General features: G+C 41.6%; 12 protein-coding genes. 7 read left to right on the top strand and 5 right to left on the bottom strand.

Annotated features, from left to right (window positions below; translation table 11 throughout):
• Window positions 1–130 precede the first annotated feature (130 nt).
• The 4 genes from B5Y40_RS03220 to B5Y40_RS03235 form a co-directional block, all read right to left on the bottom strand.
• The gene (locus B5Y40_RS03220) at window positions 131–2,266 is read right to left on the bottom strand and encodes a S9 family peptidase (protein WP_079685261.1); all 2,136 of its coding nucleotides are present in this window, start codon (window positions 2,264–2,266) and stop codon (window positions 131–133) included.
• An 82-nt stretch (window positions 2,267–2,348) separates the two neighbouring features.
• The gene (locus B5Y40_RS03225; RefSeq protein WP_079685262.1) at window positions 2,349–2,807 is read right to left on the bottom strand and encodes a nuclear transport factor 2 family protein; all 459 of its coding nucleotides are present in this window, start codon (window positions 2,805–2,807) and stop codon (window positions 2,349–2,351) included.
• A 598-nt stretch (window positions 2,808–3,405) separates the two neighbouring features.
• Window positions 3,406–4,041: a response regulator gene (locus tag B5Y40_RS03230; protein WP_079685263.1), complete on the bottom strand. Its 636-nt coding sequence runs from the start codon at window positions 4,039–4,041 to the stop codon at window positions 3,406–3,408.
• Window positions 4,042–4,085: 44 nt separating this feature from the next.
• Window positions 4,086–7,562 carry a sensor histidine kinase gene (locus tag B5Y40_RS03235; RefSeq protein ID WP_079685264.1) on the bottom strand — a complete coding sequence of 1,159 codons (3,477 nt, stop codon included), beginning with the start codon at window positions 7,560–7,562 and terminating at the stop codon, window positions 4,086–4,088.
• Between the two features lie 143 nt (window positions 7,563–7,705).
• On the opposite strand from B5Y40_RS03235, the gene B5Y40_RS03240 reads away from it, so the two are divergent.
• The 7 genes from B5Y40_RS03240 (at window position 7,706) to B5Y40_RS03270 (ending at window position 16,036) form a co-directional block, all read left to right on the top strand.
• Window positions 7,706–10,171 (top strand): FtsK/SpoIIIE family DNA translocase, encoded by a 2,466-nt coding sequence (locus B5Y40_RS03240; protein ID WP_079685265.1) that lies wholly within the window; start codon window positions 7,706–7,708, stop codon window positions 10,169–10,171.
• A 29-nt stretch (window positions 10,172–10,200) separates the two neighbouring features.
• Window positions 10,201–10,842 carry an outer membrane lipoprotein periplasmic chaperone LolA1 gene (locus tag B5Y40_RS03245; RefSeq protein ID WP_079685266.1) on the top strand — a complete coding sequence of 214 codons (642 nt, stop codon included), beginning with the start codon at window positions 10,201–10,203 and terminating at the stop codon, window positions 10,840–10,842.
• A 106-nt stretch (window positions 10,843–10,948) separates the two neighbouring features.
• On the top strand, window positions 10,949–11,761 hold the full coding sequence (gene pyrF, locus B5Y40_RS03250) for an orotidine-5'-phosphate decarboxylase (protein ID WP_079685267.1): 813 nt from the start codon (window positions 10,949–10,951) through the stop codon (window positions 11,759–11,761).
• 110 nt (window positions 11,762–11,871) lie between these two features.
• On the top strand, window positions 11,872–13,161 hold the full coding sequence (locus tag B5Y40_RS03255) for a DUF2851 family protein (RefSeq protein WP_079685268.1): 1,290 nt from the start codon (window positions 11,872–11,874) through the stop codon (window positions 13,159–13,161).
• Window positions 13,158–14,432: a hypothetical protein gene (locus B5Y40_RS03260; protein WP_079685269.1), complete on the top strand. Its 1,275-nt coding sequence runs from the start codon at window positions 13,158–13,160 to the stop codon at window positions 14,430–14,432. The genes B5Y40_RS03255 and B5Y40_RS03260 overlap by 4 nt, the downstream gene beginning before the upstream one ends.
• Window positions 14,433–14,488: 56 nt before the next feature.
• Window positions 14,489–15,127, top strand: coding sequence for an acetyltransferase (locus B5Y40_RS03265; RefSeq protein WP_079685270.1), 639 nt, complete (start codon window positions 14,489–14,491; stop codon window positions 15,125–15,127).
• A 45-nt stretch (window positions 15,128–15,172) separates the two neighbouring features.
• Window positions 15,173–16,036, top strand: a complete 864-nt coding sequence (locus B5Y40_RS03270; RefSeq protein ID WP_079685271.1) for a nucleoside phosphorylase — start codon at window positions 15,173–15,175, stop codon at window positions 16,034–16,036.
• A 189-nt stretch (window positions 16,037–16,225) separates the two neighbouring features.
• Here B5Y40_RS03270 and B5Y40_RS03275 read toward each other — a convergent pair whose 3' ends face one another.
• Window positions 16,226–16,477: a hypothetical protein gene (locus tag B5Y40_RS03275; protein ID WP_079685272.1), complete on the bottom strand. Its 252-nt coding sequence runs from the start codon at window positions 16,475–16,477 to the stop codon at window positions 16,226–16,228.
• Window positions 16,478–16,731 lie beyond the last annotated feature (254 nt).

Below are 16,731 nucleotides of genomic sequence, written 5' to 3' on the forward strand. Positions count from 1 at the left end.
ACAATCGCTTTGCTCTATGACGGCCTAGCCGAATGATTTATACTTAAAAAGTAAAGGCGCAAAGACATCACAGTTACGATGTGAATCTTTGCGCCTTATTTTGGCTGATGGTAATTATAGTAGGTTTACTCTACTCTTGAATGCCTGCGAGGTCGAGCATGAAAGCATCTACCAGTGCTTCATCTTTCAACGCCTGAAATCTCCCGTACGAGCCGCCATGACCAGCACTCATATTCGTTTTGAAAAGGAGCAGGTTCTTATCGGTTTTAAATTCGCGAAGTTTAGCTACCCACTTCGCTGGCTCCCAATATTGCACCTGACTATCGTGCAGACCCGTGGTAACTAAAAGATTCGGATAATTCTTTTTCTCAACGTTATCGTATGGAGAGTAGGAGAGCATATAATCATACTCCTCTTTTACATTTGGGTTGCCCCACTCTTTCCACTCGAAGGTTGTTAATGGTATAGTTTCATCCATCATGGTGGTGATCACATCTACAAACGGCACTTCTGCGATTACACCTTTATATAGATCAGGGCGTATGTTTGTAATGGCTCCCATCAGTAACCCACCTGCACTTCCTCCGTTCGCAAAGAGTTTATCTTTCGCTATATATTTATTCTGTACCAGGTATTCAGAGCAATCTATAAAATCGGTAAATGTATTTTTCTTTTTCAGCATCTTGCCGTCTTCGTACCATTTACCTCCCATTTCCTGTCCGCCACGAATGTGCGCGATGGTATATACAAATCCACGGTCGAGGAGGCTTAAGCGCGAAGAGCTGAAAAACGGCACCGTAGAATAACCATACGATCCATAGGCATATTGGAGTCCCGGATTTGTTCCATCTTTCTTGAATAAATCTTTTCTATATACTATAGATATAGGGACCAACGCACCATCACTGGCTTTTGCCATAACCCGTTCTGCCTGGTAGTTATTCCGATCGAAACCTCCCAATACCTCCTGTTGCTTTAAAAGTTTTTTCTCACGCGTGTTCGCATCATAGTCATACACGGAGCTGGGAGTTGTAAGCGACTGGTAATTATAGCGAATGATGCTCGTATTGAATTCGGGGTTAGCCGAGAGTGAGGCATCGTATGCGGCTTCTTCAAATTCAATACTTTGTTCTGATTTGTCGCTCCAGCGAATGATCCGAATTTTAGTCAGCCCCTCTACAGTTTCCTGCAGCAAAAGATTGTCTTTGAACAATTCCATGTCCTCAATGAATGCTTTTTCATTGTGAGGGATGAGATCTTTCCAATTCGCTTTACCAGGTTTTGTTACTGGTGTTTCAACAATCCGGTAATTCGGTGCATCCAGGTTTGTAAGTATATAGAATCTATCACCGGCATGGTCTACAGAATACTTTATATTAGCTTGTAGTGGTTCTATAATTCCGGGTTTGGACTTTGGTTGATCAGCAGGTATAAACTGAACGGCCTGGGCATCCGTTCTCCCACTGGTAATAAATATATACTTCTCAGATTTTGATTTATAGATAAAGCATTCTAATGTAGAATCCTTTTCGGTGTAGATCAGTTCATCACTGGAAGGATTTGTTCCCAGGGTATGTCTATATACTTTGTTGCCGATAAGCGTTTTTGGATCCGCCTTTACGTATAGGATGGTTTTATTGTCGTTAAACCACACTGCCTCTCCTTCCGTCCCTCCGATCTTGTCAGTATATACTTTATCTGTTTTAAGATCCTTGATGGTAATGGTATAAAATCTGCGCCCTACTGTATCTACAATAATGCTGGTAAGATTGTGATCGGGACTAACTTCTATATCAATATCAAAAAAGTTATGGCCTTTGCTTAGTTCATTACCATTGGCGATGATTTCTTCGGCTGCATCGAGCGAACTTTTTTTACGACAAAATACAGGATACTCGTATCCTTCTTCATAGCGGGTATAGTAATAGTAGTCATCAAGTTTGTAGGGAACTGACTCATCTTTTTCTTTGATGCGCCCTTTCATCTCATTGAAAAGTTTTTCCTGCAATGGTTTTGTATGGCTAAGCATCGTGTCGACATATGCATTCTCAGCTTTTAGATATTGTATCACAGCAGAGTCTTCACGGTTCTTCATCCAATAGTAATCGTCAACACGTTTGTGGCCGTGACGGGATACTATTTCAAAAGTTTTTTTTTCTGCTTTTTGAGGTTGAACGTTTGGATAGTGACTGGTTTCTTTTTCATGGTTGCAGCCTGCTATGCTGAGCGCACAGAAAAATGCCATCCAATAGTATAGACTTTTCATAAACGTGAGTTGATTCAACTTGCAATATCAGGAGAATCACGTATCGAATGGATGCTTTTAAAATAAATCTTATGAACGGTCTTTAATGACGATCGGTAAGCTGTGCTTTCATTTCACGGTGATTCCAGCTCACCTCTATATTTGTAATCTTACTGTTTTCATTCAGTTGAAAGATCACCAGGTGTTTGCAGTTTAACTCACGTCCTTCACTTTTAATTCCTGCAAAGGTATAGGTATGTAACGCATGAAGGGTGATAAGCATAGTGATTCGGTCTGCATCTTCTTCTACCCAATTGGTGTGATGAAAGATGATCTTCAGGTTGGAGAAGCTTTCAAGGAATGCACTCCAGAATATACGCCCAAGGGAATGGACATTGCCAGCAAATGATTTCCCTAAAGGAATAAACTGAACGGTTGCATCGTGTGTACAACGATCAAGCATGGCATCTATATCATGCGCTTCAAATGCCTCCAGAAATTCAATGCAATGCTGCCGGTTGTTGGAACTTCTATTCTTTAGCAGGTCAACGTTATTTTTCATGTGAGCAAGGTGGTTTGCGGGAAGGTACTCTAAAGTCCGAAATGCCGCATAGTAAAAAAGCGACACACTACTGTCGCTTTTATTCACCTTGAAAACTATAAACAGAAATTGATTAAAGCCTACTTTTTCTTTTGTCTTTATAGAACTAATGCAATTGCGATAGAATGTTGATGTGGTGTCGGTGGTTGGAGAGGTTTCTTATCAGGTCAAACTACTATTGACGCTGATCGATGGTGTAATTTTCAACGCCATCAAAATATATACCTTAACAAGGTTCCAACCACCGGCCACGATGCACATCCTAAAGATACCGTCCGGAATATTTTCCCGAACAGGACGCCAACCAACTGTTGCTAAAGCCAACGCAACAACTATATATCTTTTAGCATACGTACTGAAGTCTTAATTAGGCAAAGTATATTTCAGCATTGCACTAATTAAGATATAGAGAGGGTCTTTCAGTACGCATAACTTTTATAAACCAATGCACGAAGGTAATGTATGGAACCTATCGAGTGCATCACACGAAAATGTGAGCCTTGGGGTTACAGTACTTGTGTTGGAATGTGAATTTAGTAAGCGTGCTTTAACACGGTCTCTACACTAATTTTTCGTTGATCGCTTTTGAGACAGCTTCTGTCTGACTTCTCACCTGGAGTTTTTCGTAGATGTGCTTAATGTGTGTGCGCACAGTATCGATGCTGATCGAAAAATGAGCTGCAATGAGTTTGTAGCTATTGCCTTTGGACAGGCTTGCAAGAATTTCCTTCTCACGTGCAGTGAGTTGATATTTATTAGCCTGGTCGGCCGGTAGTTGTTGCAATTGTGCCACAACCAATCGTGCAATGCCGGGGCTCATGGGTGCACCACCGTTCATTACTTCATGAATAGATTCAATTAACTTTTCAGGAAGATATTTCTTTAATAAATATCCGGAAGCTCCCGCACAGATGGCATCGAGTACGTGTTTGTTGTCGTCAAACACCGTGAGCATCAATATATATATAGATGAGTTGAAAGCCCGGATCTTTTTTACAGCTTCAATGCCATTCATTCCTGGTAAGTCAATGTCCATTAAAATGACTTCAGGTTGAAGCGTTTTTACTTGTTCCTCCACCGATAGTACTTCGCCAAAACTTCCGGTGAGTATAAAATCTTCCGAAAAAGAAATCAGTGCGCCAACACTTTCGCGAAGCTGCTTATTATCCTCATATAGTAGAAGTCGGGTAGACACTGGTGTGCAATATACTACGAGAGTTGTTTTGTCAGATACCCTGTTTATGTGAGCGGGATTCTTAAAATAATGCTGGTGCCTTCATGTGGTACCGATTCTATCTGTAATACAGCATGAATAGATTCTGCGCGGTAACGCATATTTTTTAATCCATTGCCAGATGAAATCTTAGAAATGTCAAAGCCAGTGCCGTCATCACTAATCCGCAAACGTATTCCTTGTGTAAAACGCGTCAGGTGAACGATCAATCTCCGGCAACCGCTATACTTCGCGGTATTGTTAATAGCCTCTTTAAAAATCAGGTAAAAATCTTTCCGCACATGCAAGTCTAGCCGTGCCGTTGCAAAATCTCCGTCTTCAATAAATTCATAATGTATGTCCAGCGGTTCGAGAATTTCGGCTGTAAACTCTTTCATGCGGATGATTACTTTTTCAAGTGAATCATTTTCAGGATTGATGGCCCACACGATGTCGCTCATACTTTCCTGCATGAGGGCTGCATTCTGACGTATTGATTTCAAGTATCCTTGTGACGCTTCTGTTTCGCGTTTCTCCAAAGCAATGTTGCTCATGATTTTGATACTCGACAATGTTGAGCCCATATCATCGTGCAAGTCGCGCGCTACTTTACTGCGAATTTGTTCCTCCACAAAATACCGGCTGATCTTGGCACTGCATATAGCGGCAATCTCTTCCACCATTTGTAAATGCCAGCGGTTGTAAAAATTCTTTTGACTGTGTTCTGAATCAATTATACCAAACACTTTTCCTTCTACTACAATGGGCACGGTAAGTTCTGACAAGCGTGATTGATCGTCAATTATATATCTCCTGTCCCTCGAAGTATCAGGAATGATTTCTGACTTGCCGGTTTTTGCCACTGTACCTACTATACCTTTTCCTACCGGGATTTCGATCGGGTTCATAATGCGAAATGGCTCGTGACTCTTTGGACCCGCTGCCGCTTTTTGCACGAGGATTTGTGCTTCGGGAATCATGAGGTATACCACGCAATCTTCAAACTTGAGCAGGTCAACACAATTCAAAGCCACGGTCCAGAATACATCTTTCACCGTGTTTTTGTTATAGAGAGATGTAGCGAATTGATTCAATATTTTTTGAGCTGTGAAAGTGCGTTGAAGCGAAATGATTCCGGAATACATGGCATAGGCTGCGATACCAATCACGATCGTTAAGAACCACCACTGTTTCCAAAATGGAGGTGTGATTGTAAATTCAATGGATGCAATATTCGAAGATGGTTTCCCCGTCTGATCGATCGCTCTTACCTGAAATGTATAGTGACCATCGCTTAGGTTTATATAGTGTGCAGTATGTTTATTGCCAGCATCGATCCAGTCGTTATCAAAACCATCGAGCTTGTAAAAATACTTTACTTGGTTGGGTAACGTAAAGGTCAGCGCAGCGAATTCAATCATCAACTCATTTTGTTGATAGGGGAATACGGATTCCTTCAAAGACGTGATAACACTATCGCTTATTTGCGCAAGGGTAATTACCACCGGAAATGTATCGGAATGATGTACGAGACTATCCGGATGAAATTTTATAAAACCATTTCCAGCGCCCGTCATTAACTCGCCTTTACTGTTGCGTGTAATGGCTGTACTTAAATTTGAAAAAGGTAATCCTGAAGTCTTGTCGTAGTGATGTATAATTTTTCCATTCGGGTTGATGCACGTAAGTCCTTTGAACGACACAAGCCAGAGATTTCCATGGACATCTACTTCGATGGATTGAATAGTACTTTCAGGTAATCCGTTTTCGATGGAATAGGTGGCGAAGTTTTTCCCGGTACGTGCGTTGTATGAATATTTACTCACACCGCCGGAAGTAGTGGCGATCCATACATCTCCATTTTTATCTAGCGTAAGATCATTCACCAGCGATGAGTGCAAACTATATGGATCACTCATATCTGTACCGGTATATTTGAATTTGTTTTGCTTCAGGTCATACTGAAATATACCGAAGCCGTAGTCGCCAATCCACACCGTGTGATGCTTCGGATCGGAGAGTAATGACGTAGGACGTGAAGCAAAGAATCCATCTTCCCTTTCGGTGAAAAGTTTCCATACTTCTGTTTCCGAGTCGAAATGAAAAACGCCATAGCGCATAGAAGCAAACCAGAAATTCCCAAGCTCATCTTCGATCATCTCGTTAAACAGATAATTATCTTCCCGTTCCGGATACGGAAAAGCTTTGAAGTGCTGATGCGTTGTATCGGAGATAAATATATTCCTGCTGGTTAATACCCACAGTCGTTGCTGAGAGTCTTCAAAGGTATAGGCACATTTCAGTAATGGTTTTCCATCGAGCGAAGTGATCTCCTGTATACTTCCATTTTTTTTATCGATGACAATAAGCTTGTTGAGAGTATAGGAGCTGATATAGTATTTGCCATCTTTTTCACTGTCAAGAATATGATAACAGTTTCCGGAGAGTGATGTGCTGGCATCTGTAAACACCGGTGTAAATGGAAATAGATTGGTGTGTTGATCATGAATTCGTATACCTCGCGATGTGCCAATCCAGGTGATGCCTCCTTGTTGATATACATCGGTAACATTTTCGTGATGTATACTGAATGGGTTTACATCATCTACAAGAAGCGGAGCGGCTTGTTCTGTTTCCGGATCAAGTATCCACAATCCTTTTAGTGTAGGTATAATAAAAATCTCATGATGATTTAAAGTAAACGGAGTTATACTGCGAGGTGCAACTTCATGTAAAGCGCTGCTGTCGGTATGAAAGACGTATAATTTTTCCTGTCCAAAGAAAACCTTTTTCTGGTCAGCGCTCGTGCGGATGGAGACAAAGTCTGCAGGATCATCACCACCATGATATTCGAAAGTATATTTCCGCGTGTTAAAGCTGAAGAGCCCGGCCGTTGTGCCGAGCCACAGTTCATCAGCAGACTTCGGACTAATTTTTTGAATTGCAGTATAGGCACTTGTCGGCCTTGTCGGCAATGTTTTTTGTACAAACGTTCTCCACGGAAAATAAATGAAGGCGCGCGTAACGAGATCATAGTAACAGAGATCGCGGGAGTCGGGTGCTATCCAGATCCTGCTTTGTACATCGGCATATATATCCCAGATCAGCGCGCTGCTGAGTTTATCGTTCTTCTGCCGATTGGCTTTATCATCGGAAGAGAAAATATAGAGGCTATCTTTTTCAACATCTAATACATTCAGTCCATTCCAGGTAGCGATCCAAAGTCGTCCTGACTTGTCTTGCTCAATATCGTTAATGTGTTCATGCGAGATGTTGAACTGTTTATTGCCAGGCCTGTAAATTCTAAACTGAAAGCCATCGTAACGGTTTAGCCCGTTGGCAGTACCGATCCACATAAAGCCCGTTCGGTCTTTCAGAAAACAAGTAACACGATTGTCAGACAATCCATGTTGCTCGGTGATCGTTTCAAAATGATAGTACTGACCTTTCGCTAGCGAAGTCAGTAAACAAAATAGGACAATAAAAGTCGCGTGGGGTCTCACAACTTAGAAAGTTAATAAAATTTAGCAGGATCAAGTACGTGGTAGAACGAGTCAGGTTTTAACACAAAGGCAATTTCGTTTTTTTGAACACGTTATTCATACCTCACTTTCAGGGTTTTTCTTTAGTTTTGCGGGAATCAAGCATGGCACAGAACACATATAAGTCAAATACATTTAAGAAGCCCGAGAAGGAGAAGAAGGGTAAGGCTGCCTCTAAACCAAAACTTGATCTTTCATTTTTAAAAGATCCGCGCTTTAAACTTGCTATCGGATTCTTTTTAATGATAGCTGGGGTGTATTTATTTCTCGCGCTGTTTTCATTCCTCTTTACATGGAAATCAGATTTTGATGTAGTACATCCACAGGAGAGTACATCGATTATTGAATCTGGCAAAGAAATTCGAAACTGGCTGGGATATTATGGCGCGGTCATCTCCGATTATTTTATCAATCGCTGGTTTGGTATTTCTGCTTTCTTCATTCCTCCATTCCTTTTTATAGTAGGTTTTAAAATTGTATTCAATAAAGAGCTGCTTCGGATTTTCTCATATTCGATCTTCTCCATTTTTGCCGGAGCATGGCTTTGTCTGTTGCTCGGCTATATGATCTTCATCAACGAAGGTGTGAGTGAGTGGAGTTTCCTTGGAGGAGGCTTTGGTTTGCAACTGGCAGAGTTAAGTGAAAGCATGTTTGGGTGGGGAACATTCCTCATTTTAATCTTATCACTTTTTGTCTTCATCATTTTTTATTTCAACGTAACGGCTATCCCTCTTTTTATGCCGAAGGATCCGAAGCCTATGGGCAACGATGCAATTTTGGATGATGATGAAGAGAAGGTTGCAGAGGAACCAGTGGTTTCAGAATATACAGATGAAAAAGATCATTGGCCGGATAAGAAGAAAGAGAAAGCGGCTGAACCTGTTGTACTGGTGAAACCTCCTGTCGAGCCAGTGAAGCCTGTAAAAGAATTAAAGCTCGAAGTAGAAATAACAGAGCCTGTAAAAGAAGTAAAGCAAGAGCCTGAATTTATCATTGAGGAAACGCTTGAGACAGATGAACTCGCGGAGAAGCTTGTAGCAGAACAAGGTGTATACGATCCTACACTTGATCTTGGCAGTTTTAAATTTCCAACGCTTGAGCTACTGAACGAATATGATACCGGTAAAGCTGGTGTGAGCCAGGAAGAACTCAATCAAAATAAAGACAAGATCGTTGCTACGCTTGTCAACTTTAAGATTGGTATACAGAGTATCAAAGCTACAATCGGTCCCACGGTTACCCTATACGAAATTGTGCCGGATGCGGGTATCAAGATCTCGCGTATTAAAAATCTGGAAGACGATATCGCGCTGAGTTTATCAGCACTGGGTATACGTATCATTGCTCCAATTCCTGGTAAAGGTACTATCGGTATAGAAGTACCTAACAAGAATCGCGAGATGGTAAGTATCCGTTCCGTGTTTGCCTCAGCAGCATTTTCTAAAACTGATAAGGAGCTTCCGGTGGCGATGGGTAAAACTATCTCAAACGAAGTATTGGTGATCGATCTTGCCAAGATGCCTCACTTGCTGGTTGCCGGTGCGACTGGTCAAGGTAAATCTGTAGGGTTGAATGTTATTCTCGCTTCTCTATTATATAAGCGTCACCCGTCACAACTCAAGTTTGTGTTGGTCGATCCTAAAAAAGTGGAGATGTCGCTCTTCAGTAAAATTGAAAGACATTATCTGGCAAAGCTTCCCAATGCCGAAGAGGCTATCATTACCGATACCAAGAAGGTAGTGCATACGCTGAACTCGCTATGTATAGAAATGGAAAACCGGTACGAGATCCTGAAAGATGCCGGTGCACGAAACCTGAAAGAGTACAACGCTAAATTTGTAGCGCGTAAACTTAATCCGAAAGAGGGCCACCGCTTTCTGCCATATATAGTATTGGTGATTGACGAGTTGGCCGATTTGATGATGACGGCCGGCAAAGAAGTAGAAACTCCGATTGCTCGCCTTGCGCAGCTTGCCCGTGCTATCGGTATACATTTGGTGGTAGCCACGCAGCGTCCCTCGGTAAACGTTATTACCGGTGTAATCAAGGCAAACTTCCCGGCACGTTTATCTTTCAGAGTTACATCGAAAGTTGACTCGCGCACGATCCTTGATTCAGGAGGTGCTGATCAACTTGTTGGCCAGGGTGACATGTTGTTGTCTACCGGCTCCGATGTTATCCGGATCCAATGTCCTTTTGTTGATACTCCAGAGATTGAAAGAGTTGTAGAATTTATAGGTTCACAACGTGGATATGATTCAGCCTATATGCTTCCGGAATATGAAGGAGATGATGAAGGCGGTCCTGGCGATGTAGATCTTTCAGACCGCGATGCGCTCTTCGAAGATGCTGCACGATTAATTGTGATGCACCAGCAAGGAAGTACTTCTCTGATCCAGCGAAAGCTGAAACTTGGGTATAACCGGGCAGGACGACTGATCGATCAATTGGAAGCTGCCGGTATTGTAGGTTCTTTTGAAGGTAGTAAGGCTCGTGAAGTTTTGATTAAAGACGAGTATAGTTTGGAACAATTATTGACCGCATTGAAAGAAAAACACAATCAATTTTAACTTTGCGGACATTTTTAAGTTATTAAGGAATGAAAAACTCGATTTTAGCCCTCTGCGCGATGATTTTAGCGATCTCTGTATCGGCGCAATACGATCCAAAAGCTCTTCAGTCTCTGGATGCCATGAGCAAAAAATATAAGGCGATACCCGCTTTTGAAGCAAGCATCTCGTATGTACTGACCAATGATGTTGAAAAAGTGAACGAGGAATTTAAAGGCAAGATCACGGTAAAGGGTGATAAATTTCGCTTGGCTCTTCCGGAGCAGGAAGTTATAAACAATGGTTCAACGGTGTGGACCTATCTACCCGAAGCTAAAGAGGTGAACATTGATAATTACGATCCGGGTTCTGAAGATGTTAATCCTTCCAAGATCTACGACATTTATAAAAAAGGATTCAAGTATTTATACCTTCAGGATAAAACCGAAGGTGGTGTACTCTGCGAAGAGATCGACCTGGTGCCTGAAAAAAAAGATGCTCAGTATTTCAAGATCAAAATGTTCATCAACAAAAAGGATAAAAGCATTCAAAGCTGGACGATGTTTGATAAAGGTGGAAACAAATACAAGTATACCATCAGCAAGTTCAACCCGAATGTGAAAATAGACGATAGCTTCTTCGCCTTCGACCTGAAAAAATACCCGGGCGTTGAGGTAGTAGATTTACGCTAATACGATTTAATAAGATATATAGCAGAGAAGCAGCCGATAGGTTGCTTCTTTTGTTTTAGGCTCGCTACATTTGCGTCACCATTTACAACACGCTTAACGGAATTCCATGAATAGATCACAACTCTTTGAGCAAATCAAAAAAAAGAAGTCGTATCTCTGCGTTGGTCTCGACACTGATCTGCAGAAAATTCCCAAGCATTTATTGTCAGCAGCCGATCCTGTTTTTGAGTTTAATAAACAGATCATCGATGCTACTCATAAATATACCGTTGCCTATAAACCCAATATAGCATTCTATGAAGCACTTGGCCCGAAAGGATGGGAGAGCTTACAGAAAACGCTCGAATATATACCGAAAGATATTTTCACGATAGCGGATGCCAAGCGTGGTGATATCGGCAACACATCATCGCTCTATGCAAGAGCATTTTTCGAGCAGATGAATTTCGATTCCATTACTGTTGCCCCCTATATGGGAGAAGATTCCGTAAAGCCATTTCTTGATTTTAAAAACAAATGGGTAATACTGCTGGCCCATACTTCCAATCCCGGAAGCAGCGATTTTCAATTGTTTGAATCGAATGGTAGAAAACTATACGAAGAGGTGATCCGCAAATCACAGCAGTGGTCAACACCCGATCAACTGATGTATGTGGTTGGAGCAACGCAAGCGGAGAAGATGCAAAGCATCCGCGCATTAGCGCCTGATCATTTTTTTCTTGTACCCGGTATAGGGGCGCAAGGTGGTGATCTTGAAATGGTTTCGAAATTCGGGATGAACGATCACTGCGGCTTGCTGGTAAATTCTGCCCGTGCCATTATCTATGCATCTGCTGAAAAAGATTTCAGTAAACGTGCCAGTGAAGAAGCAGCGAAAGTACAACAGAGTATGGAGATTTATCTGCATGCATTTACGTAGTTTACACTACAACGACACATTTAGATCAAGCGGATTTTCTTCCAATTGGGTGATTGACTGCTATAGTGCAAAATTGTAACTCGACATCTCGTTAGCTAAATGTTATACCGATGTCTGAATCTTTTCTTCACTACCTGTGGCAGTTTCAATATTTCAATAAGCAAGATTTACGAACGAGCGATGGCGAACCGGTGAGTATATTTCATGCCGGTTACCGGAATACACATGCCGGTCCTGATTTTCAGGATATACGAATTAAAATTGGCGCTGTAGAATGGAGCGGCAGTGCAGAGATACACATCAATGCTTCCGGCTGGATTGATCATCGGCATGATCACGATGCCGCATATGACACCGTGGCTTTGCATGTGGTGTGGAATAACGATAAACCTGTAACACGAAAGGACGGTTCTGTTTTACCAACATTGGAATTAAAAAACAGAGTGGAAGATGATCTGCTGCTACGCTATAAAACGCTTGCTAATAATCCGGAAGAAATTCCGTGCGCTACATCTTTTAGTAAAGTCTCTGAGTTAACTATATTTTCAACGCTCGATAAAATGTTAACCGAGCGGCTTGAACGAAAATCAAAAGATGTTTTTGCATTGTTGAAACGTAACCATAATAATTGGGAAGAGACCTGCTATCAATTGTTGGCGAAGAACTTTGGTTTCAAAATAAATGCTGATCCCTTTTTGCAGCTCGCACAAGGCTTGCCCTATAAAACCGTGTTGAAGCATGCTGATAAAAGTGAATGTGTGGAGGCCTTGATATTCGGACAAGCCGGTTTCCTGGACGATAAAAAAGTTGATGACGAGTATATCCGCTTGTTAAAAAGAGAGTATGCGTTGTTGAGTCATAAATACTCACTAGGTTCCTCGAAATTGAACTTGGCGCAATGGAAATTTCTTCGTCTTCGTCCTGCTAATTTTCCCACCATTCGGTTAGCGCAGTTTGCAGGACTTTTGCTGCATCAAAAGAATATAGTCAGTAAAATATTAGAGGCTGTTACCTATGAAGAATTGAAATTACTTTTCTCAGTAAAGCAATCCGATTACTGGCTTCATCATTACCTGCTCGGGAAAACTTCACGTGAAGCGATAGCGGTGCTCGGTGAAATGAGCATCGACAATATCATTGTAAATACAGTAGCACCGTTGCTAGTTGCCTATGGAAAATTAAAAGACGACTCGTTGTATTTAGAACGGGCTATCATGATTCTCCAGCAGGTTCCATCAGAGTTCAACTTCATAACCAGGCGGTGGGCAACGGTTGGGATAAAATCAAAAATGGCTTTTGACTCGCAAGGTTTAATTGAATTGTATACTAATTTTTGTTCTAAGCGCAGATGTTTAGATTGCAATATCGGAGCATCATTACTTAAACCGATTCGTAAATGACGATTATAGCAGTCGCCAATATTTTAGTATTATTCACAATCGCTTTTATGCTATGGCGATCTGAAAATTCTTCCATCAGGAAAGCCTTCTGGCCTGCTTTTGTTTTTAAACTGTTGTGTGGTATAGCACTCGGGTTGTTGTATCAATACTATTATACCGTGGGTGATACGTTCAGCTATTATGAAGATGGAGTAAAACTCTCGTCCATGGCGCGTGATAACGTTGGGTCGTATGTCGAGTTCTTATGGAAAGGAAATCGTGAATATCCGATATGGCATGAGTTGAATTTTCAACGACCACGTGCCCTATATATGAGCAAGGTGACGAGTATATTTTGCCTACTTGGCGGTGATAACTATTGGATAGTATCGCTTCACTTGTCGTTCCTTGCTTTTTTATCAGCGTGGTATCTGGTAAAGCAAATCGTTAAGCTTCATACTTCCATTGTAGTACCCGCAATTTTAGCGTTCCTTTTTTTACCATCGGCTGTCTTTTGGTGTTCAGGGTTGATTAAGGAGAGCCTCGCGATGGCAACGCTATATTTCCTGGCTGCTATATTTCTACGCATCTTCCAAAAAGAAAAGGTATCCATCATACAATGGCTCACTATACCGTTGGCATTATGGATTTTGTGGAATCTGAAATATTACTACCTCGCGGTATTACTCCCTGTAGCGGCAACCACATTGTTAATGAAGCTCGTAATACTTCCGCGCATAGCGATGAAGCGTTGGTATATAGCAGTGTTAACCTGGAGTATCATTTTTATAGCACCTTTATATATAGCGAGTCAGGTACATCCTAATTTTTATCCCGAACGTTTCCTGCATGTCATTGTAGAAAATTATCAGATGCTCTCGCGGCTTTCATCTCCGGAAGATCAAATCGAGTATACCGATTTGCAGCCAGAGGCTTCGAGCATTTTATACCATTCACCCAACGCATTGTTATCGGGTTTATTCAGACCCTTTGTATGGGAAGCTCACACCGCTTCTCAGTGGCTTGTAGCGTTGGAGAATTTAGTTTTACTGGTTCTTACTATAGCTGCGCTTACGCGATTTAAAAGATTGATCCACGCGCAAAATCGATTGCTTGTTTTTACGACCATCGTATACATTGCGTTGCTTTGCATATTCCTGTCATTGTCTACTCCAAATTTTGGAACACTGTCGCGCTACAAGGTAGGGTTTCAGTCATTCTTCTTTTTGCTGATTGCGTGCAACAATCCTATCATCGACAGACTAAAACTGTTTATACAAAGATTACACTGATAGTTGTACAGTAGTTACTTGAAATTTACCTTTGCTGATCTTGTTTTAAACTGTGTATGGAAAATCCGGTAATCATTTTTGGAGCGAATCATCTTGGTCGCGCAGCAAAAGAAATTTTTGATGCCAACGGAAATGTTGTGTATTGTTTTTTGGATGACGATAAAAAGCTTCACAATACAGAGATTGATAATGTAACTGTACTCGGCAGTACTGATGACGATGGATTTTTGAAACTCATTGGAAAGAAATGTGAGGCGTTTGTTGCTGAAGATGATAACAAGCTTCGTAAGAACTTGGTTAAAATGCTTCAGGAGGAAAGACATATTCAGCCGGTGAATGCGGTGCATCCGTCCTCGATCGTTGCTTCTTCTTCCGATTTGGGCCATGGAAATTTTATAGACCAGGGCGTGAAAATCGGTGCCGGAGTAAGTATTGGTAATCATTGCCTGGTTCATGCAGGAGCCATCATTGGCACGGAAGCCAAGCTTGGAGATTTTGTGCAGATCGGTGCAGGAAGCATTATCAGCGCAGGCTCGGAAATTGAAGATGAAGTTTTTATAGGTTCAGGTGTTACCGTTGTATCGGGAATAACCATTGGCAAAGGCGCGCGGGTGGGGGCAGGTTCAGTAGTGATTGCTCCAGTAAAGGCTGGTGAAACGGTGTTTGGCAATCCGGCTCAGAAAGTGAATAGTTAGTTTGTTGAATAACTTTTGTTAACGGGTGGCGACACTTCTGGCACTATGCCTAAAATTTCAGAAACAGATCTGATCCTGAACAAGGATGGTAGTGTATACCATCTTAATTTATTACCAAAACATTTATCGGATATTATCATCACGGTTGGTGATCCCGGCCGCGTTTATCGCGTAAGCGAACATTTTGATGATATAGAGTTTGAAATGAACAAGCGTGAGTATATCACGCAAGTGGGAACCTATAAGGGTAAGCGCATCACAGTGATAAGCACGGGGATGGGTACCGATAACATCGAGATCTTGCTTACTGAATTAGATGCGCTGGTAAATATAGACCTCAAAACCCGCGAGCTTAAAAGCAAAAAGAAAAAATTAAAAATCATTCGCATTGGCACTTCAGGGGCATTGCAGGATGATGTACCGTTAGATTCTCATCTCGTAACCGATTATGCTGTCGGCCTCGATAACCTGATGTCGTTCTATAATTTGGAGATGAATGAGTTTGAAGAAGAGATAGCAAACGATCTTTATAAAAAAGCGAAGTTGCCAATCGTGCCCTACGTTATTAAAGGCTCAGAGATGTTGCGCGAACAGTTTGGTGAAGGCATGATTGTCGGCAACACGGTTACGACTCCGGGGTTTTATGCACCACAAGGACGTGCCCTGCGTACCTCTATTAAATATCCTGCTTTACTCGAAGAACTAAATTACTATCACAACAAGAGCAGCGATTTCTGGCTTACCAATTTTGAAATGGAAACTGCCGGCTATTATGGAATGGCTCGTTTATTGGGACATGAAGTATTAAGTGTGAACGCCATTATAGCAAACCGCGTTAAAAATAAATTCTCCAAAGACCCTAACAAGGTTATAGATGCCTTGATCAAAAAAATACTCGACAGAATTTAGTTTTCTTACGGAGTATATATCCCGGAGGTATATACTTTAGGACGGTATAGGTTTGTAGTAAACCTTCCTCAAAGCGTATCCCGCAGTACATGGTAAAACCAATCGTTATTGTTAATCGCAAAAACAGAAAAGGTCACTAACCCATGGCCAGTTCAGATTACGATTAACAGATAACGGCTAATGCTATAGCTATCGCGTGGCAGTACTGTCCATACGCATAATGTGTCTTCCTGCTGTAAGCGGATCATCGTTATAGAAGCCGGATAGAATACGGTGTGCAATCTGTTCAATGATTAATTCATCATCCGTTTTACCCTCCTTGCCCTTCCAGAAAATCCGGTTCGGGTGACGCTTCATATCTTCTACATAGTACTTGGCACGGGTATACTGCTCATCCGTGAAGGTAATGGTGAAGCAGGTTTTTACTCTATGTGTTTCCATAATGTCTGAAAAGTTTACAATCAATATGCCAGTTAATTTATGATGAATTTTATCAAAAACACGGGCACCTCAAAAACACACGACCGAAGACGATCGAATTCGTCCGCAGATGGGACGAAAAATCAGACAGGAAAGGTAAAAGTGGCATGAAACTTAAATCGCTGAGCAAACAAGGATAGCGGTGGAAGTTTAATTATCCTTATTTTCAGGAAGTTACGTCATGTTGACATACCGGGAAATTTCGCGGTGAAATT

It is taken from the genome of Ohtaekwangia koreensis, from assembly GCF_900167975.1.
GTDB lineage: Bacteria > Bacteroidota > Bacteroidia > Cytophagales > Cyclobacteriaceae > Ohtaekwangia > Ohtaekwangia koreensis.

Bases quoted from the DNA above. Each gene is read 5' to 3' on its own strand.
- B5Y40_RS03220 (WP_079685261.1), bottom strand. From the start codon at position 2,266: ATGAAAAGTCTATACTATTGGATGGCATTTTTCTGTGCGCTCAGCATA.
- B5Y40_RS03225 (WP_079685262.1), bottom strand. From the start codon at position 2,807: ATGAAAAATAACGTTGACCTGCTAAAGAATAGAAGTTCCAACAACCGG.
- B5Y40_RS03240 (WP_079685265.1), top strand. From the start codon at position 7,706: ATGGCACAGAACACATATAAGTCAAATACATTTAAGAAGCCCGAGAAG.
- B5Y40_RS03245 (WP_079685266.1), top strand. From the start codon at position 10,201: ATGAAAAACTCGATTTTAGCCCTCTGCGCGATGATTTTAGCGATCTCT.
- pyrF (WP_079685267.1), top strand. From the start codon at position 10,949: ATGAATAGATCACAACTCTTTGAGCAAATCAAAAAAAAGAAGTCGTAT.
- B5Y40_RS03255 (WP_079685268.1), top strand. From the start codon at position 11,872: ATGTCTGAATCTTTTCTTCACTACCTGTGGCAGTTTCAATATTTCAAT.
- B5Y40_RS03260 (WP_079685269.1), top strand. From the start codon at position 13,158: ATGACGATTATAGCAGTCGCCAATATTTTAGTATTATTCACAATCGCT.
- B5Y40_RS03265 (WP_079685270.1), top strand. From the start codon at position 14,489: ATGGAAAATCCGGTAATCATTTTTGGAGCGAATCATCTTGGTCGCGCA.
- B5Y40_RS03270 (WP_079685271.1), top strand. From the start codon at position 15,173: ATGCCTAAAATTTCAGAAACAGATCTGATCCTGAACAAGGATGGTAGT.
- B5Y40_RS03275 (WP_079685272.1), bottom strand. From the start codon at position 16,477: ATGGAAACACATAGAGTAAAAACCTGCTTCACCATTACCTTCACGGAT.